Origin of the sequence: Shinella sp. 838 (assembly GCF_029623935.1) — a bacterium.
In the GTDB taxonomy this organism is placed as follows: Bacteria; Pseudomonadota; Alphaproteobacteria; order Rhizobiales; family Rhizobiaceae; genus Shinella.
On sequence record NZ_JARSBQ010000016.1, the window covers coordinates 1 to 19,777 of the forward strand.

At 60.6% G+C, this 19,777-nt stretch carries 30 protein-coding genes and 1 pseudogene; 19 read left to right on the top strand and 12 right to left on the bottom strand.

Annotation, left to right across the window (positions count from 1 at the left end; translation table 11 throughout):
- From P9A16_RS30330 to P9A16_RS30340, 3 genes are all read left to right on the top strand, one after another.
- Positions 1–620: endonuclease/exonuclease/phosphatase family protein (locus P9A16_RS30330; RefSeq protein WP_278026303.1), on the top strand; the 620-nt coding region annotated here is incomplete at its 5' end.
- Positions 620–1,306: a DUF72 domain-containing protein gene (locus tag P9A16_RS30335; RefSeq protein ID WP_023513067.1), complete on the top strand. Its 687-nt coding sequence runs from the start codon at positions 620–622 to the stop codon at positions 1,304–1,306. The genes P9A16_RS30330 and P9A16_RS30335, both read left to right, overlap by 1 nt.
- Positions 1,307–1,333: 27 nt before the next feature.
- The gene (locus P9A16_RS30340; protein ID WP_023513066.1) at positions 1,334–1,876 is read left to right on the top strand and encodes a DNA-3-methyladenine glycosylase; all 543 of its coding nucleotides are present in this window, start codon (positions 1,334–1,336) and stop codon (positions 1,874–1,876) included.
- Between the two features lie 9 nt (positions 1,877–1,885).
- Here P9A16_RS30340 and P9A16_RS30345 read toward each other — a convergent pair whose 3' ends face one another.
- Together P9A16_RS30345 and P9A16_RS30350 are read right to left on the bottom strand one after the other, a co-directional pair.
- Positions 1,886–3,424 carry a sensor histidine kinase gene (locus P9A16_RS30345; RefSeq protein ID WP_051758806.1) on the bottom strand — a complete coding sequence of 513 codons (1,539 nt, stop codon included), beginning with the start codon at positions 3,422–3,424 and terminating at the stop codon, positions 1,886–1,888.
- Between the two features lie 97 nt (positions 3,425–3,521).
- A pseudogene (locus P9A16_RS30350) lies at positions 3,522–5,469 on the bottom strand (PAS domain S-box protein).
- A 265-nt stretch (positions 5,470–5,734) separates the two neighbouring features.
- On the opposite strand from P9A16_RS30350, the gene P9A16_RS30355 reads away from it, so the two are divergent.
- The 4 genes from P9A16_RS30355 to P9A16_RS30375 all read left to right on the top strand — a co-directional run bounded on the left by P9A16_RS30355 (position 5,735) and on the right by P9A16_RS30375 (position 8,169).
- Positions 5,735–6,022, top strand: a complete 288-nt coding sequence (locus P9A16_RS30355; protein ID WP_024271515.1) for a DUF2934 domain-containing protein — start codon at positions 5,735–5,737, stop codon at positions 6,020–6,022.
- 149 nt (positions 6,023–6,171) lie between these two features.
- Positions 6,172–6,435: a hypothetical protein gene (locus tag P9A16_RS30360; protein ID WP_024271516.1), complete on the top strand. Its 264-nt coding sequence runs from the start codon at positions 6,172–6,174 to the stop codon at positions 6,433–6,435.
- A gap of 400 nt (positions 6,436–6,835) precedes the next feature.
- Entirely contained in the window at positions 6,836–7,192 is a 357-nt protein-coding gene (locus P9A16_RS30370) for a hypothetical protein (RefSeq protein WP_037409404.1), read from the top strand.
- 11 nt (positions 7,193–7,203) lie between these two features.
- Positions 7,204–8,169 (top strand): SDR family oxidoreductase, encoded by a 966-nt coding sequence (locus P9A16_RS30375; RefSeq protein WP_023516841.1) that lies wholly within the window; start codon positions 7,204–7,206, stop codon positions 8,167–8,169.
- 164 nt (positions 8,170–8,333) lie between these two features.
- Here P9A16_RS30375 and P9A16_RS30380 read toward each other — a convergent pair whose 3' ends face one another.
- Entirely contained in the window at positions 8,334–8,834 is a 501-nt protein-coding gene (locus P9A16_RS30380; protein WP_278026304.1) for a YciE/YciF ferroxidase family protein, read from the bottom strand.
- Positions 8,835–8,921: 87 nt separating this feature from the next.
- Positions 8,922–9,104, bottom strand: coding sequence for a hypothetical protein (locus tag P9A16_RS30385; protein WP_024271518.1), 183 nt, complete (start codon positions 9,102–9,104; stop codon positions 8,922–8,924).
- A gap of 375 nt (positions 9,105–9,479) precedes the next feature.
- Between P9A16_RS30385 and P9A16_RS30390 the strand changes: the two genes are divergently transcribed.
- Positions 9,480–9,728, top strand: a complete 249-nt coding sequence (locus P9A16_RS30390; protein ID WP_024271519.1) for a DUF6894 family protein — start codon at positions 9,480–9,482, stop codon at positions 9,726–9,728.
- Between the two features lie 237 nt (positions 9,729–9,965).
- Positions 9,966–10,697 (top strand): Crp/Fnr family transcriptional regulator, encoded by a 732-nt coding sequence (locus P9A16_RS30395; RefSeq protein WP_024271520.1) that lies wholly within the window; start codon positions 9,966–9,968, stop codon positions 10,695–10,697.
- On the opposite strand, the gene P9A16_RS30400 is transcribed toward P9A16_RS30395, so the two are convergent.
- Positions 10,690–10,920, bottom strand: coding sequence for a DUF6894 family protein (locus tag P9A16_RS30400; RefSeq protein WP_023514017.1), 231 nt, complete (start codon positions 10,918–10,920; stop codon positions 10,690–10,692). The genes P9A16_RS30395 and P9A16_RS30400 overlap by 8 nt on opposite strands.
- Before the next feature lie 139 nt (positions 10,921–11,059).
- Between P9A16_RS30400 and P9A16_RS30405 the strand changes: the two genes are divergently transcribed.
- The 10 genes from P9A16_RS30405 (at position 11,060) to P9A16_RS30450 (ending at position 16,149) form a co-directional block, all read left to right on the top strand.
- Positions 11,060–11,572, top strand: coding sequence for a sigma-70 family RNA polymerase sigma factor (locus tag P9A16_RS30405; RefSeq protein WP_023514018.1), 513 nt, complete (start codon positions 11,060–11,062; stop codon positions 11,570–11,572).
- A 95-nt stretch (positions 11,573–11,667) separates the two neighbouring features.
- On the top strand, positions 11,668–12,162 hold the full coding sequence (locus tag P9A16_RS30410) for a BON domain-containing protein (protein ID WP_023514019.1): 495 nt from the start codon (positions 11,668–11,670) through the stop codon (positions 12,160–12,162).
- 90 nt (positions 12,163–12,252) lie between these two features.
- Positions 12,253–12,483, top strand: coding sequence for a hypothetical protein (locus P9A16_RS30415; protein WP_024271521.1), 231 nt, complete (start codon positions 12,253–12,255; stop codon positions 12,481–12,483).
- 70 nt (positions 12,484–12,553) lie between these two features.
- Complete coding sequence (locus P9A16_RS30420; RefSeq protein ID WP_023512850.1) at positions 12,554–12,847, top strand: hypothetical protein; 294 nt, start codon at positions 12,554–12,556, stop codon at positions 12,845–12,847.
- A 29-nt stretch (positions 12,848–12,876) separates the two neighbouring features.
- Positions 12,877–13,053: a hypothetical protein gene (locus P9A16_RS30425; RefSeq protein ID WP_023512851.1), complete on the top strand. Its 177-nt coding sequence runs from the start codon at positions 12,877–12,879 to the stop codon at positions 13,051–13,053.
- Between the two features lie 210 nt (positions 13,054–13,263).
- Positions 13,264–13,581, top strand: coding sequence for a hypothetical protein (locus P9A16_RS30430; RefSeq protein ID WP_023512852.1), 318 nt, complete (start codon positions 13,264–13,266; stop codon positions 13,579–13,581).
- A 12-nt stretch (positions 13,582–13,593) separates the two neighbouring features.
- Positions 13,594–14,190, top strand: coding sequence for a general stress protein (locus P9A16_RS30435; protein ID WP_023512853.1), 597 nt, complete (start codon positions 13,594–13,596; stop codon positions 14,188–14,190).
- A gap of 194 nt (positions 14,191–14,384) precedes the next feature.
- Positions 14,385–15,116, top strand: a complete 732-nt coding sequence (locus tag P9A16_RS30440) for a Crp/Fnr family transcriptional regulator (protein WP_024271522.1) — start codon at positions 14,385–14,387, stop codon at positions 15,114–15,116.
- 485 nt (positions 15,117–15,601) lie between these two features.
- Positions 15,602–15,856, top strand: a complete 255-nt coding sequence (locus tag P9A16_RS30445) for a type II toxin-antitoxin system ParD family antitoxin (protein WP_024271439.1) — start codon at positions 15,602–15,604, stop codon at positions 15,854–15,856.
- A complete protein-coding gene (locus P9A16_RS30450; RefSeq protein ID WP_037409354.1) occupies positions 15,856–16,149 on the top strand; it encodes a type II toxin-antitoxin system RelE/ParE family toxin in 294 nt (97 codons plus the stop codon). Before P9A16_RS30445 ends, P9A16_RS30450 begins: the two co-directional genes overlap by 1 nt.
- Positions 16,150–16,366: 217 nt before the next feature.
- Here P9A16_RS30450 and P9A16_RS30455 read toward each other — a convergent pair whose 3' ends face one another.
- The 7 genes from P9A16_RS30455 to P9A16_RS30485 form a co-directional block, all read right to left on the bottom strand.
- Positions 16,367–16,567, bottom strand: coding sequence for a hypothetical protein (locus tag P9A16_RS30455; protein ID WP_024270782.1), 201 nt, complete (start codon positions 16,565–16,567; stop codon positions 16,367–16,369).
- The gene (locus P9A16_RS30460) at positions 16,549–16,782 is read right to left on the bottom strand and encodes a hypothetical protein (protein ID WP_024270783.1); all 234 of its coding nucleotides are present in this window, start codon (positions 16,780–16,782) and stop codon (positions 16,549–16,551) included. Before P9A16_RS30460 ends, P9A16_RS30455 begins: the two co-directional genes overlap by 19 nt.
- Before the next feature lie 9 nt (positions 16,783–16,791).
- Positions 16,792–17,277, bottom strand: coding sequence for a DUF305 domain-containing protein (locus P9A16_RS30465; RefSeq protein ID WP_024270784.1), 486 nt, complete (start codon positions 17,275–17,277; stop codon positions 16,792–16,794).
- Between the two features lie 64 nt (positions 17,278–17,341).
- On the bottom strand, positions 17,342–17,788 hold the full coding sequence (locus P9A16_RS30470) for a CBS domain-containing protein (protein WP_024270785.1): 447 nt from the start codon (positions 17,786–17,788) through the stop codon (positions 17,342–17,344).
- Positions 17,789–17,823: 35 nt separating this feature from the next.
- On the bottom strand, positions 17,824–18,138 hold the full coding sequence (locus P9A16_RS30475; RefSeq protein WP_024270786.1) for a hypothetical protein: 315 nt from the start codon (positions 18,136–18,138) through the stop codon (positions 17,824–17,826).
- Between the two features lie 68 nt (positions 18,139–18,206).
- Positions 18,207–18,320, bottom strand: a complete 114-nt coding sequence (locus tag P9A16_RS35830) for a hypothetical protein (protein WP_430441042.1) — start codon at positions 18,318–18,320, stop codon at positions 18,207–18,209.
- Between the two features lie 203 nt (positions 18,321–18,523).
- Positions 18,524–19,363, bottom strand: coding sequence for a BON domain-containing protein (locus P9A16_RS30485; RefSeq protein WP_024270787.1), 840 nt, complete (start codon positions 19,361–19,363; stop codon positions 18,524–18,526).
- Positions 19,364–19,777: the final 414 nt, after the last annotated feature.

Genomic DNA, 19,777 nt, shown 5'->3' on the forward strand with positions numbered 1-19,777 from the left:
TAGGATCATTCATGGCGGGTGTGGTCTCCGGAAACGGCACGGATCGGCGTAAGCAACCAAATCCTACGTCATTTCAACGGTTTGAACCATATCCGCCAACCCCTCGTGAATTATTCGGGCTAGAGGAGGAGCGTTATGGCGACGCGCTGCTGACGGCGCTGCCGACCCGTCTCGTCAAGGCCGATGGGCTTCCCTCGCGCGGCGAGTCGCGGGGCGCCCTGTGGGTGGAGGTGCCCGTCGATGACGTAGTACTACAGATTTTCGTCACCCATCTTGGCCTGCTTGGCGCCGAACGTGTACGCCAGACCGAAGCTCTGATCGGGCCGGGATGGCTGGGGGCGCCGATGGCGGAGGATGCGCGCGTCATCCTTGCCGGTGATTTCAACGCGGTCTCGCGCTCGCCGTCCTATCGCATGCTCGCGCGGCGCTTTCGGGATGTGCAGATAGATGCCGGCGGCCGGCCCGTCTCAACCTTTCCCTCCCGCCTGCCGCTGCTGCGCATCGACCATATCTTCATCGGTGAGGGGATTTCCGTTCGCCGGACCTTCGTCCACGACACACCACTCGCCCGCCGGGCATCCGACCACCTGCCGCTCTGTGCGGACCTGGAGATCGCGTGATGCGGCACAATGGGCCTTTCATCGCAACAGCCGCTTGGTCGATCCCCAAGACGGTCGCGGGCCGTTTTCCAAAGACGGGCAGTGGCCTCGAACGCTATGCCGCCGTCTTCAACGGCGTCGAGATCAACTCGACCTTCTATCGCCATCACCAGAAGAAGACGTTCGTGCGCTGGGCAAGTGCGGTGCCAGCGCATTTTCTTTTCGCAGTGAAAATACCGCGCGATATCACGCATGAGGCGCGCCTACGGAACATCGGCCCGCTCTTCGATGTATTCGTGGACGAGATTTCTGTGCTGGAGGGAAAACTTGGCCCTTTGCTGTGCCAATTGCCGCCGAGCCTCAGATTCGACGCCGCCGAAGCCGAAGAGGCTTTCTCGGCCATGCGCCGCATTTTTACCGGCCCGCTCGTGCTCGAGCCTCGCCATAAAAGCTGGGCGTCCGCACCCGCCCGCGTGCTTCTTCAGAAATACGCTATCGGTCGTGTTCTGGCCGATCCGCGCCCGTATGGCCCGTATCCGATTTTCGTGAGGCGCCGGAATATGTCCCGTTGCACGGCACGACCCAAATTAATCACTCCAGCTACGACGATGCCGACATCCGTCGCATCGCCGATCAATTCGGTGCGGAGAGCTGGTGCGTCTTCGACAACACGGCCTCGGGCGCCGCCATCGAAAGTGCACTGGTGATGCGGGATTACATGGCGGGCCGGCGGGATGGATGAACATTTCTTTGCGCGCGACGTGGTTGCCGTCGCTGCCGATCTTCTCGGCGCGCGTCTGCTGGTCGATGGCGTCGGCGGGCTCATCGTTGAAACGGAAGCCTATAGGCAGGACGACGACGCATCACACAGTTTTCGCGGGCAGACGACTTGGAACGCGGCGATGTTCGGGGCGCCGGGACGGGCCTACGTCTATCGCTCCTATGGCCTGCACTGGTGCTTCAATATCGTGTGCGAGCGCGGCAGCGCCGTGCTCATTCGCGCGCTCGAACCGACACACGGGCTGGAGACGATGATGGCGCGGCGGGCAGTCGGCGAGGCACGCAAGCTGTGTGCTGGGCCGGGCAATCTGTGCAAGGCGCTGGCCATCACCGGGGAAATGAACGGGTTGTCGGTTCTTGCCGATCCTTTTTCCCTGGAGGCTTCCTCCGACGTGCCTGCTTTGATAAGTGGTGTGCGTATCGGCATCACCAAGGCTGCCGAGCGCCCATGGCGCTTCGCCGTCAGGGGATCGCGTTATCTGAGCCGCCCGACTTGAGCCACGCTCCTACGATTCCACGATATCAAGCTCGGCGGTGAAAGTCGTTCCATCACTTCCGTCGAAGGTGTGGGTGCCGTTCAACTGATTGACGACGCCTCTGATCAGGCGGCTTCCCATGCCCTGTTGCATGGTCTGCGGATCGAAGCCGACGCCGTTGTCTCGCACCGTGAGGCGGGCGCGGCGCTCCCCGATTGACTTGAGCGCGATGGAAATTCTTCCCTCGCGGCCATCGGTAAAGGCATATTTCAGGATATTGGTCAGAAGTTCGCTGATCAGCAAAGCGAGTGGGGTCGCATTGTCGGTGGAGACGGCGATCTCGTCGATGTCGTAGTCCACGGTAACGGCAGCGCCATAGGCGCTTACAAGCTTCTCGACAACGGAGGCTATGAGGTCCCGTGCGCAGAGGCGGGAGAATTCGTCGTGCCGGTAGATCTGCTCGTGCACCGCGACCATGGAGGAGATGCGGTCAGCAAGCGACCGCTGGATTTCCGCTGGCAGACGCTGAAGCTGGATGATGCTCTGGACGGCCTGCAGGTTGTTCTTGACGCGATGGTGTATCTCGCGAAGGAGCAGCTGGTTTTCAGCGATGGCATTTTGCAGCAATTGGGACTGGGCGGCTTCGCGCCGCCGCAGATGACGAATCCACTGGCCGGCGGCCAGCAGGCTGACGCTGGCGAGGACCAGTACCGAGATTGCTACCGTCACATCCCGCCAGAATCGCTGGATGCCGAAATCGTGGTCAGCCGAAGCGAGCGCGATCAGCCGGGTACCGTCGACAGTTCGATAGGCGACGATGCGGTGGGCGCCATCGACCGGCGAGATGGCCTCGTAGGTGCCATCCTGCGTGTTGATGAGGTAGTCCGTGAACAGCACGTATTTGCTCATGTCGAGCGGCCCGTCGGCGAGCGGATAGCGCGCGACGAGCTGGCCATCGGAACGCACGAAACTGACGGTGGAGTTCGGGCCGAGATTCACCGCCTCCCAGACATCGGCGAGAACCGCACCAACCTCGAAGGAAACGACGGCGGCGCCGGCGAAGCGGCCGTTTCGCTCCAGCCTGCGGCTGAAGGCAAAAATCTGTTCGCCGTTGAGGCGGCTGATCAGCAGGCTCGAAATATGCTGTTTCGCGCCCTTCGCCAAATCCGAAAAATAGGGCCGGTCGACGATGTTGATCGGCTTCACCATGGGATCGGTCGAATAGAGGGTAGTACCCTTCTCGTCGACCACATAGGCTTTCACCTGACCAGGCAGGTTCGCGACCGCCTCATTGATGTTGCGCACGGTGGCGGAGGCCTGTGGCGTGAGGCTTTCGCCGAGCGTCTCGTCGATGCGCTGGAGGGCTTGTCGCGCGAGGGAATCGAGCAGCGAAACATTGCTTGCGACGATCTTTGAGGCTGCAATGGCCCGCTCCTCGGTGCGGCGAACGGCGTCCCGGTAGCTTGTGTTGAGCCACAGGCCGAGCATCAGGAGCAACGAGACGAACATGGCGATGATGATCATCGCAGCCGCCCTCGCCAGCGTGAAATGGATGTTCAGCCCGCGCAACACCACTATCCCCCAAGTGCGTCGGTCAACCTTAGCCGGAAGGTTGAGTTCTGTCCCGCCTTTCGTAAAGCCGACCGTGGTCGGTCATCTACCGTACCTATCGCCTCGATAGCCTGGTGTCGCCGGACATGGCCCGCTTTATGATATCTTCCAGTTGCCGCTCGCCGAAGGGCTTCGACAGGCGAAGCAGATCGGCGCGGGCCTCAGGCGGCAGTTCCGAATAGCCCGTAGCGAGCACGATCGGGATGCCCGGCCAGCGTTCCCGCACGATGTCGGCAAGTTGGGAACCGGTCATCTGCGGCATGGCCTGATCGGTGACGATGAGGTCGATGTTCCGTTCGGCGAGGAACGTAAGGGCCTTGGTACCCGAGCTGGCCTCGCAGACGCTATGGCCCATATCTTCCAGCATCATCACAGTGTTCATCAGCACAAGCGGATCGTCATCGACGGCAAGCACGCTAAGCGCATCGACCTTGTCCGGAAACGGAGGTGGTACAGTATGCTCCTCCTGCTTTTCCTCCACGCCGGCCTCAGCGATCGGGAGCCACAGTTCAGCTGTCGTGCCTGCGCCTTCGACGGAGTGAAGCACCAGCTTGCCGCTGGACTGCGCCATCAGGCCCTGCACCATGGAGAGCCCAAGCCCGGTGCCTTTGCCGACGCCCTTCGTCGTAAAGAACGGCGCGGTGGCGTTCTTCAGCGTGTCCGGGTCCATGCCATGTCCCTCATCCTGGATGTAGAGGCAGAGATAGGCTTTCTCCCGCAGCTCGGGATGGGCTTTGTGCGCATGGGTCTCCAGCCGCGCGCCGATGAGCAGGCGGCCACCCTCCGGCATTGCATCGCGTGCGTTGATCGCCAGATTGAGGAGGGCGTTCACCATCTGGTTGGGGTCGGTTCGCACCGAAGGCAGATTCAGCGGAAAATGTGTTTCGACGACGACCGCCGGGCCGATGGACCGTTGCAGCATGTCCGTCATGCCGCGAATGAGCACCCAGAGATCGACGGGTTCGAAATCCAGATCCTGACGGCGGGAAAAGGCAAGCAACCGTTGAGTCAGCGATGCTCCGCGTCGCGTCGCCTGCAAGGCATTGTCGATCAGGGACTGGGCCTCGGGCGTGGGTGAGATGCGTCGTTTCAGAAGATCGAGGCTCGCCTGAACCGCCATCAGCAGGTTGTTGAAGTCGTGGGCGACGCCGCCGGTCAGCTGGCCGAGAGCCTCCATCTTCTGCGCCTGGAAAAGCTCTTCTCTCGCCAGTTCGAGCGCCTGTTGCGCATCGCGTTTTTCCGTTATGTCGCGCGTGATCTTCGCAAAGCCGATCAGCGAACCGTCGTCGCTGCGTATAGCGTCGACGACGGCGTTGGCCCAGAAGCGTGTTCCGTCCTTCCTCAGCCGCCAGCCTTCCGACTCATACCGGCCATCCCGCCGCGGTTTCGAGCGCCAGCTGTGGAATGCCGGCAAGCCTGTCCTGTTCAGGAAAGAAGTTGGATAAGTGCTTGCCGATGATCTCATCCGGCCGGTAGCCCTTGATGCGTTCCGCGCCGGCATTCCAGCTCGAGACGTGACCGTCGGCATCCATCATGTAAATCGCGTAATCCGTGACGCCCTGCACGAGAAGGCGGAACTGCTGCTCCGTCTTGCGAAGCTGTTCCTCGGCCTGTTTCCTCTCTGTCAGGTCGCGGGTGATCTTCGCGAAGCCGATAAGATCGCCGCCGTTATCGCGTATGGGATCGACGATGACATGCGCCCAGAATTCGGATCCATCCTTGCGCACCCTCCAGCCTTCACCTTCAAAGCGGCCTTCTTCAGCGGCATATTTCAAGGCCAACGAGGGAAGACCCCTGTCTCGATCGTCGGAACGGTAAAAGCGGGAGAAATGCGTGCCAAGCACCTCTTTCGCCTCATACCCCTTGAAGCGGCTCGCACCGGCATTCCAGCTGACGATATTGCCCTGCCGATCCAGCATGTAGATGGCATAATCCGTGATCGCATCAACCAGCAGCTTGTACCGGTCTTCACCGACAAGGGCCGATGCCCCATCCCCATTCATGCTGTCCCCCACCAAAGCCAACTGCATCAAACGTGGAAGGTTGGGAAAGGTTCCGCGGCCCCGATACTTTTTCGTGCTCCGAAGGCCTGTGCAGCATTGGAGCCAAAGGGATTGAAACATTCCGTGTCGCCGACCGTTTCCGCCTTCGAGTTCACGGAGGAAGCGATGGATTTCACAACCTTCATGCAGAAGCGGGAGCAGGCGGCCCTTGCCTATTGCCAAGGCGAAGCGTCGGCTCTGCCACGCCGTCCAAAAAGGAGTTTTCATGACCATGCATAAGCCCGAACAAATTCGCCGACGCGCTTATGAAATCTGGCAGGCTGAGGGGTGTCCGCCAGGTGGCGAGCTGCGGCATTGGCTCATCGCCGAGTCGGAATTTGATGAGGAACACAAGCCGGCAGGTCCCTTCAGGGGATTTTCCGTGCTGGGCGAGAGAGCCGGCGGTAATGCAGGCGCTGTCGAAGCAGTGCCGGCTGCCGCCACAGATGAGGTCGTGATCACGACCGGGAAAGAGCCGGCGCGCCGGAAGATCAAGCGCACGGAAGGGCCGTAGCTTGCGCGGGACCGGTGCAGACCGGCCGCCACCGGGACGTAAAATGGCGGCCCTGCGAGGATTGGCTCTGTTCCGGTTGCGCGCATCCGCGGCAACAAATGGAACAATCGTTCACTCCTCCCGTTTGCGTTCTAGCTCGGGAGGCGTGCATGGCCGGCGAAACATCAGCCCATCTGGAAGGCAGGATCAACGCGCACCGACGGCTGCTTGTCGAACTCGTTTCGATCCTCGGCTCGATTCCCGAAGCGCGCGACGCCCTGATTGCCATGGCGCGAGATAACGAGACGGTCATCGACCATCAGGAGGATCCGGGCGTGGAGCCCGATACGGCCTTTGCCGCCCAGCAGATCGCGGATGACGAGATCAGGAGAATTCTCAAGGCTGCGATAGCGCGCCTCGAAACCAGGACATGAGGATGAAACTATGGGTATGATCGAGAAGATTTCCGGCTATTTCAAACAACTGGCTGGCGAAGTCACGGGTGATCAAGCGCTGCATGACCGAGGCCGCCGGGAGACAGAAGGCGCGTATCGGGAGCAGGACGATCAGGTTGTGCCGGTTGCTCCTCGCGTGATGCCGGGCGCAGATAGCGTTGTCTCGGCGCAGACTGGCCGCGAAAAAATCATTCATGCCGATGCGGTGCCGCAATTCAAGGTTTCGCAGGCGGGCCGGACCAATGACGGCGTATCCAGCGCGAAGCCGCGCGTCATCACGGGCAGCGACGATGCCACAATACATCGCACACCGCCGGGTGTGGAAACGCCCAGCCAGGACTGGTCCGTGGGTTTCGACGAAAATGCTCCGCGCCAGGATATGCCGACGCCCGTCCCCAACTATTCCGATCCTGAAGAGCTGAAGCTCTTCCGGCTGGTTCCGATCGCTTCCGCGACGGACACCAACTGGGACATTGCACCCAATCACGGCGAAGTGGTTGTGCGCGCCCGCTCGAGTGGTGATGCGCGTGTTGTGGCCGCGGAAGCCGAGCTCGACTACATGGAAATTGATGCCCTGCCAGGGGACGGCAACTCCACGACTTCTTCGAGCGCGTTTCGCAACGAAAAGCTCTACACGGTGGTTGACGAGCGTAACCCCTCATATTCGGTCGACGGACCGCGCGAGGTCGTCGCCGGCACTGTCCGCGTCGACAACATTCGCCCAACCGAGATTTGAGGAGACCGGCCATGGCCCGCAGTCAAACCGCCCGTACAGCGGCGAAACAGCGTGATATTCAGGCAGAGGTCGCGGAGGCTGACCACAAAGGAGAGGTCGAGAAGCCGCAGGCCATGCAGGCCGGCGCGCGCCTCTATCCTGTCCCTCCCTTTCCCAAGCAGCATCAGCCTAAGCCGGGTGATGAGGCGAAGCTCGACCCACAACCGATGTACGACGCGCCCTTCTACAAGGGCTCGGAGAAGCTTAAGGGTAGGGTGGCGCTGATTACGGGCGGGGATTCCGGCATCGGACGAGCGGTTGCGGTCCTCTTTGCCCGAGAAGGTGCGGATGTCGCGATCGCACATCTTGCGGAAGGAAACGACGCCACGGAGACGATCGCTGCCGTGGAGGCGGAAGGGCAGCGCTGCATCGCCTTTGCCGGCGACGTCAAGGACAAGGCGTTTTGCGCCGATACGGTAAAGTGCGTGGTCAAGGATCTCGGCCGCCTCGATATTCTCGTCAACAATGCCGCCTTCCAGGTTCACAGCAGGGACATCGTCGATCTTTCCGAAGAGCATTTCGACGAGACACTGAAGACCAACCTTTACGGCTACTTCTTCATGGCGCAGGCGGCGGTACCGCATATGAAGCCCGGGTCAGCGATCATCAACACCGGCTCCGTTACCGGTCTTAAAGGGTCGAAAGACCTCTTAGACTATTCCACCACCAAGGGCGGCATTCATGCCTTTACGCGTTCGCTCGCCGGCCAGCTCGTGCCGCGCGGTATCCGTGTCAATGCCGTAGCGCCGGGACCGGTGTGGACGCCGCTCAACCCTTCGGACAAGGAGGCGGCGGACGTTGCAAAATTCGGCGCTAACACGCCGATGAAACGACCTGCCCAACCTGAGGAGTTGGCCCCGGCCTATGTCTTCCTCGCGTCGCCGCAGTGCTCCAGCTACATCACCGGCGAGGTGCTCCCCATCATTGGCGGCTATTGAGCAGCCAGGTACCAGGCCGATACCTGGAAACAACTTTCAAAGGATGTTGTCTGTGCATTGAGGCCCCCGTCGAGCGCGGGAGCCTTTGTTTGAGGCAGGGTGTTGCGCAATGAAGCGGTGGGCGGTTCCTGCATTTTTTCAACCGAACTGCCCACCCCGCGCGTTCAGGCAGCGTTGGCCTTGCCTTCGCGGTTCACCTTCGTTTCGGCGAGTTGGCTCAGCGCCTGGTTGGTTTTCATTTCTTCCGAAAGTGTCTGTTCGAGCAGCTGGGCGACATCCTTGTGCCCCAGCTGCAGGGCCCATGACTTCAGGGTGCCGTAGCGGGCGATTTCGTAGTGCTCGACGGCCTGTGCGGCTGCCAGCAGACCGGCGTCGAGCGCAGGCGATTCCTTGAATTCCTCCAGGATCTCCTGGCCTTCTTCGAGGATGCCGTCGATGGCCGGGCAGGTTTTGCCGCCGGCAGGCTTGCCGAGGATTTCGAACACCTGAACGAGGCGCTCGATCTGGTCTTCCGTTTCCTGCAGGTGTTTGCCAAACGCGGACTTCAACTCTTCGGCCTTGGCGCCGCGGATCATCTTCTTGAGCGCCGCGACGATCTTGCGTTCGGCGTAATAGATATCCTTGACCCCATCGAAGAAGAGGTCCTCCATTGTTTTCGTGGGCATTTCAATCTCCTCGCTTGGAATGAGCCGTTGATCAGCTCCGGTTTCATCAAGTGCTTTCCGTGATTGTTCCGGGTGCCGGACAAAGCGCTATCGGAAGCGCGCAGGCCGTTTCGTAAGATTCATCTGGATTTCAAGCCTGCTCGCAAAACGGCCGACAATGAGCACGAGCTTTCTGGTCTCCCGCTCATCGATGTTGTGCGATCGGCAGTACGCGATGACGTCGAACACGTTGACGGATAGTTTCGAACGCTTCTTGTCGAAATGTTGCATGACGTCGCTCCCCCGCTGGTGGTGTCACGTAAATGAATTGGGGAAGGGGATGTTCCTGCCGGCTGAGTGTTTGTACGGAACCGTACATGTTCCGGCTTCTGTCCAACCGAAAGGTGCTGCAATTCGGCGGGTCGGTACGGTTTCGTACGGAGCCGGCATAAGTCGGCACACCGCTTCATCTCGCCTCTTCGTCGTGACACATTCCGCTCTCCCGCAAGGGAGGGCGCAGTTGCCGTTTGGCGATTGGGCGGAGGCCTCAAGTCCTTCGTTGCCAAAGCTCCCCCGAGCGTTGGCCGCCCTATCCTTTGCGCGGCGTGCTCGGTTACGGAACGTTTGCCCCGCTTTGCCATTGTCTTCTCAATCCGGGAGGCGGCAATGGAACGGTATTATTTCAAGATCCAGGATCAGGACGGCGTACTGCAGCCTGATCGCGGTTTCGAATTCGCGGATATGGAAAAGGCCAAGGACGAGGCAAGGACGCTTCTCGCCGAGATGGCCATCGATGGTTTGCCGAATGAGCCGGTGGACAGTATTTCCGTCGAATTGCAGGATGCCAACCGCGTGCCCATCGTCACCTTCCGGCTGGTTCTCGAAGCGATCCCGCACGGCGCCCAGGAGGTGTGACAGCGGGGGCAGGCCCTTTCGCCGACGCGGTCACTCACCGCAGGCGAAAACCGGCGTGCCATCTTCGCGGCCCATGCCGACCAGCGCACACATTTCCGTTCCTCTGTCCGCTTCCGTACCGACGCCAGACTCTGGGTTGTCTCGCCGATTTTATGGTCATAGATGGACAGCCATTGACTTTAGGAAGACCGAAGCCTCTGGCGGATATGCGGTCGCTTAACCGCATGGGATCGTTGGATGGATGACGTATGGCAGGGCAGGTTTCGAAACACCCTGTTACGGCGTTTAGCGGAAGCAAGCCTGCAGCGGTTCGCCGCGCAATTGGAGTGCGTCGATCTCCCCCGTTCGCATCAGCTGTCTTGCCCCCATCAGCCGATGGAACACGCCTATTTCTTCGAGAGCGGCATTGCATCCGTCGTCATCCGCTCGCCGGAGGGGCAGCGTAGCGAAATCGGGATCATCGGAAGGGACGGCATGTGTCCGGTATCGGCGGTCCTTGATGTCGACGCCGACCCATTCTCTATCCACATGCAGATGCAAGGCCAGGCTTACCGTCTTCCCGTTGCAGACTTAAAAGCGGTTTTGACGGAAGATCGCGAGGTTCAAAGGCTGCTTGCGCGCTACACGCAGGCACTGGCTGTCCAGCAGGCCTATACCGCGCTTTCCAATGCCGTGCACCATATCGACGAACGGCTCGCCCGATGGATATTGATGTGCCACGACCGGGTGGACGGTTCGGATATCAGCCTGACGCACGAATTCATGTCGATCATGCTCGCCGTGCGACGCCCCAGCGTGACGACGGCGCTTCATGTGCTGGAGGGTAAGAAGCTCATCTACTCCGAGCGCGGCGTCGTCAGCGTGCGTAACCGGGCTGGCCTGGAAGCCTTTGCGCGCGACGCTTATGGCGAATGCGAAAAGGAATACGAGCGGCTCATCGGCGCCGTCGTCTCGCGGCCGGCTAGCTGATCGCTTCCTTGAAGGGCACCTGCGCCATCAGCTCCCCCCGTTCATCGACGATTTCGAAGAGACGCGTTTCATCGACGTGCCCCTTTCGCAAATCCTCGGCCAGAATCTCGCGCGCTGCAAGACGGGCCTCAGCGAGGGCGGCGTCCAGCGTATCGAAATCCGCACCCTCCCGGTCTTCGATCCGTTCCGTTCGGCTGCAGATGTGGAAGAAGTAGTGGGTCATGGATCGCCTCGCAGCGTCATTGCTCCCATAGGGACTGGCGAAGCCGCCAAGTGTTCCATTTTCTTTCCAGCCCCATCTGTACGCTATCGTACGGCAACCTCCGCGGGCCCGTCTCGTTTCCTTCGAAATGGAGGAATGAATGGACGCCTTGGTCTCCGAACCCGTTTCTCAGACGGTCTACGCCGGCATAGAAGCCCAGCTGCCCGCGCTCAGGCGCTTCGCCCAGCAGTTGACCCGTTCGGCGAGCGACCGGGAGGACCTGATCCAGGAAACGGTGATGCGAGCGCTTCGGTCCTCGCAACAGTTTCACCCCAATACAAAACTCCGCTCGTGGCTCTTCACGATCATGCGCAATAGCTTCAACACGGAATATCGCCGCCGCTGCCGGGAGCCTGTCGGACTGGACGACGGCCTGCTAGAACGGGCGAGCATCATGCCGCCGCAGGAATGGGCGGTTCGCCGCAGCGAACTGCGCTGCGCCCTGCGTCGCCTTCCGCCGCGCTCGCGCCGTACGTTGCTGCTCGTGGCGATGGGCGTTAGCTACATCGATACCGCACGGCTGTGCGACTGCGAGATCGGCACGGTGAAAAGCAGGGTCAACCGTGCGCGCAAGATGCTCGAAGACGACATCGGCCGACCCGGCGCGCAATGACGAAATAGCGGCGCGGTCGCGGCTGTTCTCTGGAACAAAGGCCGGTCTGAGCGGTTGGCTGTCATCATTCCCAGATCAAACCGCGGAGCAAGACGATGGCCGATCGCAAGACAGTATCTCGTAAGGAGGATTTTCGAGACTACGAGGAGCGGGACACCCGCGACGGCTGGCCCTATCCGGACGATGACGATGCACGTCGAGCCGCGCAGAACTTGCCTTACGCAAGCCCCGGCGCTGATTTGGATCAGCTGGGCAACGGGGGAGTCTCGATCACGCGTGATCCCGCTGCACGCGATGTCGACGGCGCGCCACTGTCGTTTGCAGATGAGACGGGCGATATCATCGGCGACGACGATCTCGAGGCGCGCATTATGGACACGCTCGAAAACGACGCCAGGGTCGATCTTGCAACGCTGGAGCTCACGATCCGCGACGGCGTCGCGGTGCTCGACGGCGCCGTCGATAGCGAAGAGGACCGCCGCCACCTCATCGGCTTCCTGCGCCGTGTGAAAGGGGTGCGTGACGTAGAGGCTGACGGGCTTCTCGCGCGTGGTGTCGACAGCCATTTGCCTCGCGACGTTACGGATTGAAGTTCCTCCGTACGATTTCGTACCATGATGCCGCTTTGAATCGCACCTATACGGACCTAAACTCATGCCTGTCGCACAGAGGAGGCGGGCGTGGGCAGCTACACTTCCAAGGGGACTTTCGAGCCGGACGAGTTGGGCGCATTGAAGTCGGTCTTCGATGAACTCACCTCGCAACCCTGGTTCGATGCGTCGGAGGAGGCGAGGGAGAGTTTTGCCAAGTATCTCTTCGAGACATTCCCCGCCGTCACCTTCGACCCCGTCAAGCACCGCTCCATCATCGAGGCCACTGCCCGCATGTTCTACACGCGGGATAGCGCCTAGCACTCTATTCTGAACCATCGCTCCCTTGCCGCGTTGCAACCCTGATCCCTGAAGAAGAGGAGAAGGTGCAATGTCCGATGACAGCACGAAAACCATGTGGGCGACATTCGCGACCCGAGAGGCCGCCGACCGCGCTGTCGAGCATCTCGTACAGCAATGCGGAATTGCCCGTACCGATGTGTTCGTGGAGCCCGATACGGACGCAAACACGGCTGGCACGGCGCCTTCCGGCGGTGACGCCACCCGCGCCGACGCGCCGCTCCACGGCGAAATCCGCGTTTCCGCCGATATCGCGCGTTTCGATCTTCTCAAGGCCGAACGGGCCTTCCGCCATGCCGGCGCGCGCAATGTCAAGGCGCAATAGGGGCCTGTCAAACCAGTAAGGAGTTTCCCATGGTTATTATTCCGACCGAACCCGGCCCCGGCCCGAATCCGGTTCCCGACCTGCCGCCCATTGGCGAGCCAAGCCCGCCGATCAAGGAGCCGGAGCCCGAGTACCTGCCCGATGAGGAGCCCAATCCGAACCCCGACGAGAACGACGAACCGGCCAAACAGACTGGCCTTCGCTGACCTGGAAAGCCCGTTGGGCCTCGCCGAATGAAACACGTCGGCGGGGCACGTTTGTCCTCTGGGCTGGACGGTGTTGCTGCCGGCTCGCGCCAAGTGAAAAATCCGGCATCAGCCTGAAGTTATTTTAAGAAATCTCAAAATTTACGCGGAACCAAACGCCCGTATCCCGGTTTGCTCCTTGCCTTCAACGGCTGAACACGAGGAGACATCATGAAAAAGCTTTTGCTCGCCGCTGCATTTGTCGGCGCATCGACCCTTGGCGCCTTCGCTCAAACCTCCACGGCGCCTGCCACCGATGGCGATACCCCGGCGATCGCGACTCCGGACGACAAGAACGCCACTGCGCCGGTCGAAGGCGCGAACAGCTTCACCGAGGAACAGGCCAGGGAGCGCATCGTCGAAGCGGGCTATGCCGACGTCACCGGGCTCACGCTCGATGACAAGGGCCTCTGGCGCGGCACCGCGATGAAGGACGGAAAGTCCGTCAACGTCGCGCTCGACTACCAGGGCAACATCGTCGCCAACTAAGAGGATATTTCCATGAAGAAAACCGCTACCGGACTTTTTGACAACTACTCCGATGCACGCGCCGCTGTCCGCGCCCTCGAAGCGAGGGGCATTCCCTCGGATGACATCAGCATCGTCTCGAACAACGTGGACGAACGGCAGACCGGCGACACGAATGCCGCCGAAGGCGCCGGAACGGGTGCCGGGATCGGTGCAGCCGTCGGCGGCGTCGGTGGCCTCCTGACCGGCCTTGGCATTATGGCCATACCGGGTGTCGGTCCGGTGGTCGCCGCCGGCTGGCTTGCCGCAACCGCGGCCGGCGCTGCCGCAGGTGCGGTCGCGGGGGGCGCGGCAGGCGGCATCATCGGTGCAATGACGGAATCCGGCGTGCCGGAGGAGCATGCCCATGTCTATGCGGAAGGCGTGCGCCGCGGCGGCACGCTTGTAACCGCCCGGGTCGAGGAGAACCTCTATGCGGAAGCCGAGGCGGTTCTGCGCCAGTCGAACTGGGTCGATCCGGTCGAGCGGCGCGCGGCCTATACCGAACAGGGTTGGACGCGCTTCGACGAAACGCTCGATCCCTACGGACCCGCAGAAATCGAGCAGGAGCGTCTGCGTTATCGGCGCTGACTGCAAACCGTATTTCTCGCTTTGAAGAAGGCCGGTCCGCGAGCTGCGGACCGGCCATCCTTATATCCCGTCGATCAGTGTGCCCGGTTCTTGCCCGCCCTTGCCAGGGCGGCGAGAAGGCGTAAATTCGTTCCATTATCTCTGGGAGCCGGAAGCGCCGAAACAAGCCTCGGCCAGAAACTGGAGGCGTGAACATGACTGCCCCATTGCGCTCAGCGCCCCTCAACAATCTCCTGCAGCTTCTGCCGGAAATCGATTTCCAGATGCTGGCGCCGGATCTGACACACAATGTCTTTCCAAAGGGCACGCCACTGGCGCATCGTGACAAGCCGATCGACACAGTGCATTTCCTGACCTCCGGTATAGGGTCTGTGGTGATCATGACGCCGCTCGGGCGGCGCGCAGAAGCCGGTATCTTCGGCTTCGACGGATATATCCCGACTGCCGCGGTCACCGGTGCGCGGATCAGTTCCTACGACGTCACGGTTCAGCTCGATGCCGAAGGCTACAGCATGGAGTTCGATGATTTCCGTCGCTGGATGGACCAGAGCAAACCTTTCGTGCAAATCATGAACCGGTCCATGGAGGGGTTCGCCGTTCAACTGGCGCACACGGCGGTCTCGAACGCGGTGCATGACGTCAACGCGCGCCTCGCCCGCTGGCTTCTCATGTGCCACGACCGCTCCCGCAGCGATGAGATGGCCGTAACGCACGAACTCCTCTCGGTGCTCCTCGGCGTCAGGCGCCCCAGTGTGACGACCGCGCTCCACGTCCTGGAAGGCGAAGGCCTCATCCGCTCACTGCGGGGCAGTGTCGTCATCCGCGATCGCTTGGCCCTCGAGGCTTTCGCACATGATTGCTATGGTCGACCCGAAGCGGAATATCGGCGTTTGATGAGTGATTTATCGTCGGAGAAGGTGAAGTGATAAGCAATCCGGAGGAGAGTTCGTTTAGATTATGAGCTAGTGCAAATTTGCAACGCGTTTTGCGCACGTTCGGCCCGCAGTCATTTGTTGCTATGGGCCGGCCTAAATCTGGCGTACTACGCCCTGCTTTGCATTGCCGCGCTGGCGGAGAGTAAGACCAATCGCCGGCATAGCTTGTTGTTGCGCTATCCTGTTTGTCGTGGGCGCAACAGCAATCTTTGCGTGAGTGAATATTCATAGCCGGACCGAGCGCGCAAAGATTGTGCAGTTGCCCGTGAACGCTCCGGCCAGAAGTCGGATCATGGGGATTGGCGGGCCGGCCTCGTCGAACAGCTAGCGCGACCTATTTTCAATTTAAGATCAATGTGTTCTGGAGGTATGGCAGGGGCATCGGTTCGTATCTCTTCAAGTGCCTGCCGCACGGCAATCAATAGTTTGACAAACTTTGCCATTGGCGGATATCGTTACCCATCAAGGAGATTCAAATGGCGACGATGAACGTATCCCTGCCGGACCCCATGAAAGATTGGGTTGAAGCCCAAGCTAAGACCGGTCGGTATTCGAATGCGAGCGATTACGTCAGAGACTTGATCCGCAGAGATCAGGCCCGTACCGACAAGATTGCCGAGATGCAGCGGTTTGTCGATGACGGAATTAGAAGCGGCGTTGGGAGCCGTTCAGCGGACGAGCTGTTTGCTGCAGCCACCACGCGAGCCGAGATCAGCCGCGGACGCGCTTGATGCCATTCATCCTATCGGTCCAAGCGGAAGAGGATGTAATCTCAATTGCGGAAGAAGGCATTCGCATCTTCGGAGCATTGGTTGCTAAACGATATCATGATGAGCTCTTCAATTTGTTCGAGCTAATTGCCGGCAATCCACGAATGGCGCGTGAGCGCCATGAGATTTCTCCGCCTGTTAGGATCCATCCCTTCAAGGCACACCTTGTAGTTTATCGCATCAAAGAGGACGGAAGCGTCTTTGTGATCCGTATCAGGCATAGCCACGAGGATTGGGCAGCAGATTCGCCCTAGTCAATTGTTTTGTCGAGTTCATGACTTGCTGGTCATAAGTTCGAACCTCATCAACGCCACCCTTGGTGCAGTCACCGATAGCGTGCTCGTCTATCTCCGCGGCCTTACCGGTCTACTTTCGCGATGGTTCTTCTGACCTCAGCACCGACAGTTCAGGCATCACGCTTTGCGGTGGTATTTGAGAAACGGGGATCGCCCAGGACGAAGGCGTCCCGTTTCACGGCCCACCGGCCATAGACCCGACAACGACCATCACAAGGGCATCGACGTCAATCTCGCCGCGGACATCCACGCGATCGCCCTGCCGCTGAACCCTGAGGCGCTGCGGAGCGTCTGCCGCCTGCCGTTCAAGCTCCTCGATTACGGCGTTCGCAGCTTTCGCTTCCATCGTCTCTCCAACTATATCGCGGGAACCCATTTCCAGAACACTCCTTCCTTACGCTCTTCATAGTGCTTGAATTCACATTCGAACCGTCGACCGTAGACGCGAGCGGCCTCAAGCGCCGCTTTGTTCGGCGGGTTCATGCCCGTTCCAGGCGCAAACCAGTCTTCCAGAAGGTCGTCGGGAATATAGGCCCCGATCCGCAGGGGCAGATATCGCAACACGTCGTCCATATTCCTTGGAGGTGCCATACCGTCTCCTCAATCGCTCCCTAGCCGGGTGCGGATCGCGTTCATCTGTTCGATTTCTGCACGTTGCCCGCGTGCGATTTGCGCGCAAAGGGTCGTCAGTTCGGGATCGGTGAGGGCCGCTTTCCTGCACATGAGAACCGCGCCGGAATGGTGGGGGATCATCGAGGCGATGAATTGCCGATCGCCGATCAACGCCTGTGTGCGTATGGCTGCGAAGCCGCTGATGAACAGGATGACGAAACCCGCAATGAGCAGAACGTTCAGCGTCCGTTTCGGATACATTCCCTTCATGGTCACAATCATGAGAACGCCCATCGGCGCGACCATGGTCAGCGCCATGTAGAGCATGTTGAGATTGTTCCTGAAATCGATCCAGCCATCGATCATGGAGAACATGACGACGTACATGGCTACAAGGCTGAGGATCATGTTGACGGCGAAAGCGACATAAGGATGCCCATTCATCCGATGCTCGGCCCGGGGTTGATCTTGCATGGCTAGGGCTTCCTGTCCTGTGAGACCGGCGGTGCGCGCCGGCCTCATTCTGTTAGAGGGTGCCTCAATGGGGCTGCGTGCCGGACTGGCTGTGCGCGCCGCCCGGACGGGAGATGGCGGCCAACGCCTCGCCGGCGCCATCTCCGCCGGTTTCTACGGCCACGTCGCCGAGCGACAGGATGCCCACCAGCTGCTTGTCGCGGCCAAGAACGGGGATGCGGCGGATTTTCTGACTACCAAGATTGCTGCAGACGTGATCGAGATCCTCATCTTCGAAGCAATATTTCACCTCGGCCGACATGACATCGCTCACTTTCGATCCGGGGCCCATGCCTTGGGCAACGGCCCGGATTGCAATATCCCGGTCGGTGAGCATGCCGACCAGTTTCCCGTCCTTTCCAACCGGCACGACGCCGGCATCGATTTCCGCCATGATGCGGGCGGCGTCCTGGATGGTCTCGTCCGCATTGGCGATGCGCACATTGCGCGTCATGACTTCGCTGACTTTCATGGTTGGAACTCCTCGTTCTCTCCGGCGCACATCCATCAATGATGCGCGTGCTGCTCGTTGCGCTTGCGGGTGGCGGCCGCTTTCTTTGCGGACGCCGAGCGTTCGGCCTTCGACCTCGCGGCAGACGCCGCTCCACCCTTTCGACCACCTTTTTCTGAGGAGGCGTGATTTTCCGCATGACCGCGGCCGGAACCAGATTTGTTGCCGCCACCGCTTTCCTTGTTGACGGTGGCCCAGGCACGCCGTTCGGCCTCTTTTTCCGAAACGCCGCGATCCTCATATCCTTCCTCGATATGTTCGGCTTTGCGCTTCTGCTTGTCGGTGTAGGAAGACTTGTCGCCGCGGGGCATTGCTTCTCTCCTCCTGATTTGGGTGAATTGGTTCTAACTCTGGTCGCCGGGCGTTGTTCCTCGCGGCTTCAGATCGCTTTGGGTCCGGTCCAGCAATGTCGAGAGGCGCTGATAGGCCTCCTTTGTCCCATGCGGGTGACGATATAGGGCTGGGAGATGGTCTGCCCCTCGGCAATCGGCAAAGGGGAATCCTCGTAGGCAAACTCCTGATAGCCCTCTCTTCAACGAAGCACTCGCGCGGCACGGCTTCCATGGCCTTGAGCACGCGTTTGTCCGCGATGCCGCGGCGGGCCAGTTGCCTCTTGACCATCTGAGATCGTGCGTCGGCATAGTCGAGCATGGCAGCCTCCCGGAGGGGGCGGCCCCTGCTGGGGCCGCATTGGCTTCAGTGGCGGAACGACTCGGACGGGGTCGCGGACGCATTCGCGGTGCGCGGTGTGTCGGACGTCGTCTCCATGGTCGTTGTCTGAGGTTCGGAGACGCGCAGGTTGTTCTGCACATGCTTCACCCCGGAAACCCGTTCCGTGATGTCCTCCGCATGACGCTTGGCGAAGCGCTCGGTCACCGTACCGTTCAGCGTGACTTCGCCGCTGCTGACGGAAACCTCTATGTCCGAGGCATCGATATGCGCATCGTCGGCAAGACGATCGTTGACGTCTTCGGCAATGCGTTCGTCCGACCGGGTGTAGTTCTTCGGGCCGCGGCCACGATGGCGTGCGTCCATTTCGCGCCGGCGCTGTGCATCGTCGTCGCCGAACCAGGACGCGACCTCGTCACCAGCGCGTTCGAAGAAACCGCGATCGGCATCCCATCCGGCCCTGTTGCCACGGTCGGAAGAGCCATAGCCGCGTTCATTATAGCCGTAGCCGGAACTCCAGCGGTCATCCGATTGGCGGCGCGGATAACCATAGGCATCGCGGTTGACGCCACCTGCGGGGCTGTTCGACCAGGGACGGTCATATCCCGGATAGTTTTCGCGCCCGGCGAAGGGACGCATACTGCCCGAGCGATCCTCCCGGCGATCGCTGCGGCCCGTGTCACGGCGATAGTCACGTTCGCCGCGATACTGGTTATCCATCATGCGGCGGCGTTCGGCGTCCTCGTCGCCGAACCAGGAGCGTGCCTCGTCGCTTGCCTTGTCGGACCAGTCACGCTCGCGCCGCCAGTCATCGCCGCGCTCACCATATCCGCGGTTGCCTTCACGGCCTTCCCAATCCCTTGCCATGGATCATTCCTCCTTGAAGTGCTCTTCAGAAAAATCACGCAGGCAGGTCCTGCCTGCGCGATACCAACTGGCGGCGGGAGGCAAAGTTCCGTTAATTGATGGGAAGCGCGGGCCGCGATATGCGACAGCACGATCGCTGGGCACTCGGCCTTCGTAAGCGCCAAGCATCGACATTGTCGCATATCGGCGTATGATGCTTGTCATGGACGGCAAATGCTACGGGCGCTGTCTTGGGAGAGTGACACCTTTCGCCCCAGTTCGGAGGCGGAGCCATGGGTTTCAACTCGGTTCGGTTTCTTCAAAACTCATCCTTGTCGAATGCTCCAAGGACTTCCGTTCGCCCATAGCCGACCCCGCCGCGCGATCAATAGGCAAGCTTGGAACCTCAAGCGGCCTTTGTCGCCAGCCGCGTCG

What these genes read in the sequence shown, in the direction of transcription:
- P9A16_RS30335 (WP_023513067.1), top strand. Translation starts at nt 620, where the DNA reads ATGCGGCACAATGGGCCTTTCATCGCAACAGCCGCTTGGTCGATCCCC.
- P9A16_RS30435 (WP_023512853.1), top strand. Translation starts at nt 13,594, where the DNA reads ATGAAGAAAACCGCTACCGGACTTTTTGACAACTACTCCGATGCACGC.
- P9A16_RS30410 (WP_023514019.1), top strand. Translation starts at nt 11,668, where the DNA reads ATGGCCGATCGCAAGACAGTATCTCGTAAGGAGGATTTTCGAGACTAC.
- P9A16_RS30405 (WP_023514018.1), top strand. Translation starts at nt 11,060, where the DNA reads ATGGACGCCTTGGTCTCCGAACCCGTTTCTCAGACGGTCTACGCCGGC.
- P9A16_RS30460 (WP_024270783.1), bottom strand. Translation starts at nt 16,782, where the DNA reads ATGGCACCTCCAAGGAATATGGACGACGTGTTGCGATATCTGCCCCTG.
- P9A16_RS30445 (WP_024271439.1), top strand. Translation starts at nt 15,602, where the DNA reads ATGGCGACGATGAACGTATCCCTGCCGGACCCCATGAAAGATTGGGTT.
- P9A16_RS30455 (WP_024270782.1), bottom strand. Translation starts at nt 16,567, where the DNA reads ATGGGTTCCCGCGATATAGTTGGAGAGACGATGGAAGCGAAAGCTGCG.
- P9A16_RS30360 (WP_024271516.1), top strand. Translation starts at nt 6,172, where the DNA reads ATGGCCGGCGAAACATCAGCCCATCTGGAAGGCAGGATCAACGCGCAC.
- P9A16_RS30355 (WP_024271515.1), top strand. Translation starts at nt 5,735, where the DNA reads ATGACCATGCATAAGCCCGAACAAATTCGCCGACGCGCTTATGAAATC.
- P9A16_RS30395 (WP_024271520.1), top strand. Translation starts at nt 9,966, where the DNA reads ATGGATGACGTATGGCAGGGCAGGTTTCGAAACACCCTGTTACGGCGT.
- P9A16_RS30340 (WP_023513066.1), top strand. Translation starts at nt 1,334, where the DNA reads ATGGATGAACATTTCTTTGCGCGCGACGTGGTTGCCGTCGCTGCCGAT.
- P9A16_RS30485 (WP_024270787.1), bottom strand. Translation starts at nt 19,363, where the DNA reads ATGGCAAGGGATTGGGAAGGCCGTGAAGGCAACCGCGGATATGGTGAG.
- P9A16_RS30420 (WP_023512850.1), top strand. Translation starts at nt 12,554, where the DNA reads ATGTCCGATGACAGCACGAAAACCATGTGGGCGACATTCGCGACCCGA.
- P9A16_RS30375 (WP_023516841.1), top strand. Translation starts at nt 7,204, where the DNA reads ATGGCCCGCAGTCAAACCGCCCGTACAGCGGCGAAACAGCGTGATATT.
- P9A16_RS30465 (WP_024270784.1), bottom strand. Translation starts at nt 17,277, where the DNA reads ATGCAAGATCAACCCCGGGCCGAGCATCGGATGAATGGGCATCCTTAT.
- P9A16_RS30475 (WP_024270786.1), bottom strand. Translation starts at nt 18,138, where the DNA reads ATGCCCCGCGGCGACAAGTCTTCCTACACCGACAAGCAGAAGCGCAAA.
- P9A16_RS30370 (WP_037409404.1), top strand. Translation starts at nt 6,836, where the DNA reads ATGCCGACGCCCGTCCCCAACTATTCCGATCCTGAAGAGCTGAAGCTC.
- P9A16_RS30400 (WP_023514017.1), bottom strand. Translation starts at nt 10,920, where the DNA reads ATGACCCACTACTTCTTCCACATCTGCAGCCGAACGGAACGGATCGAA.
- P9A16_RS30380 (WP_278026304.1), bottom strand. Translation starts at nt 8,834, where the DNA reads ATGCCCACGAAAACAATGGAGGACCTCTTCTTCGATGGGGTCAAGGAT.
- P9A16_RS30430 (WP_023512852.1), top strand. Translation starts at nt 13,264, where the DNA reads ATGAAAAAGCTTTTGCTCGCCGCTGCATTTGTCGGCGCATCGACCCTT.
- P9A16_RS30385 (WP_024271518.1), bottom strand. Translation starts at nt 9,104, where the DNA reads ATGCAACATTTCGACAAGAAGCGTTCGAAACTATCCGTCAACGTGTTC.
- P9A16_RS30390 (WP_024271519.1), top strand. Translation starts at nt 9,480, where the DNA reads ATGGAACGGTATTATTTCAAGATCCAGGATCAGGACGGCGTACTGCAG.
- P9A16_RS30440 (WP_024271522.1), top strand. Translation starts at nt 14,385, where the DNA reads ATGACTGCCCCATTGCGCTCAGCGCCCCTCAACAATCTCCTGCAGCTT.
- P9A16_RS30470 (WP_024270785.1), bottom strand. Translation starts at nt 17,788, where the DNA reads ATGAAAGTCAGCGAAGTCATGACGCGCAATGTGCGCATCGCCAATGCG.
- P9A16_RS30450 (WP_037409354.1), top strand. Translation starts at nt 15,856, where the DNA reads ATGCCATTCATCCTATCGGTCCAAGCGGAAGAGGATGTAATCTCAATT.
- P9A16_RS30425 (WP_023512851.1), top strand. Translation starts at nt 12,877, where the DNA reads ATGGTTATTATTCCGACCGAACCCGGCCCCGGCCCGAATCCGGTTCCC.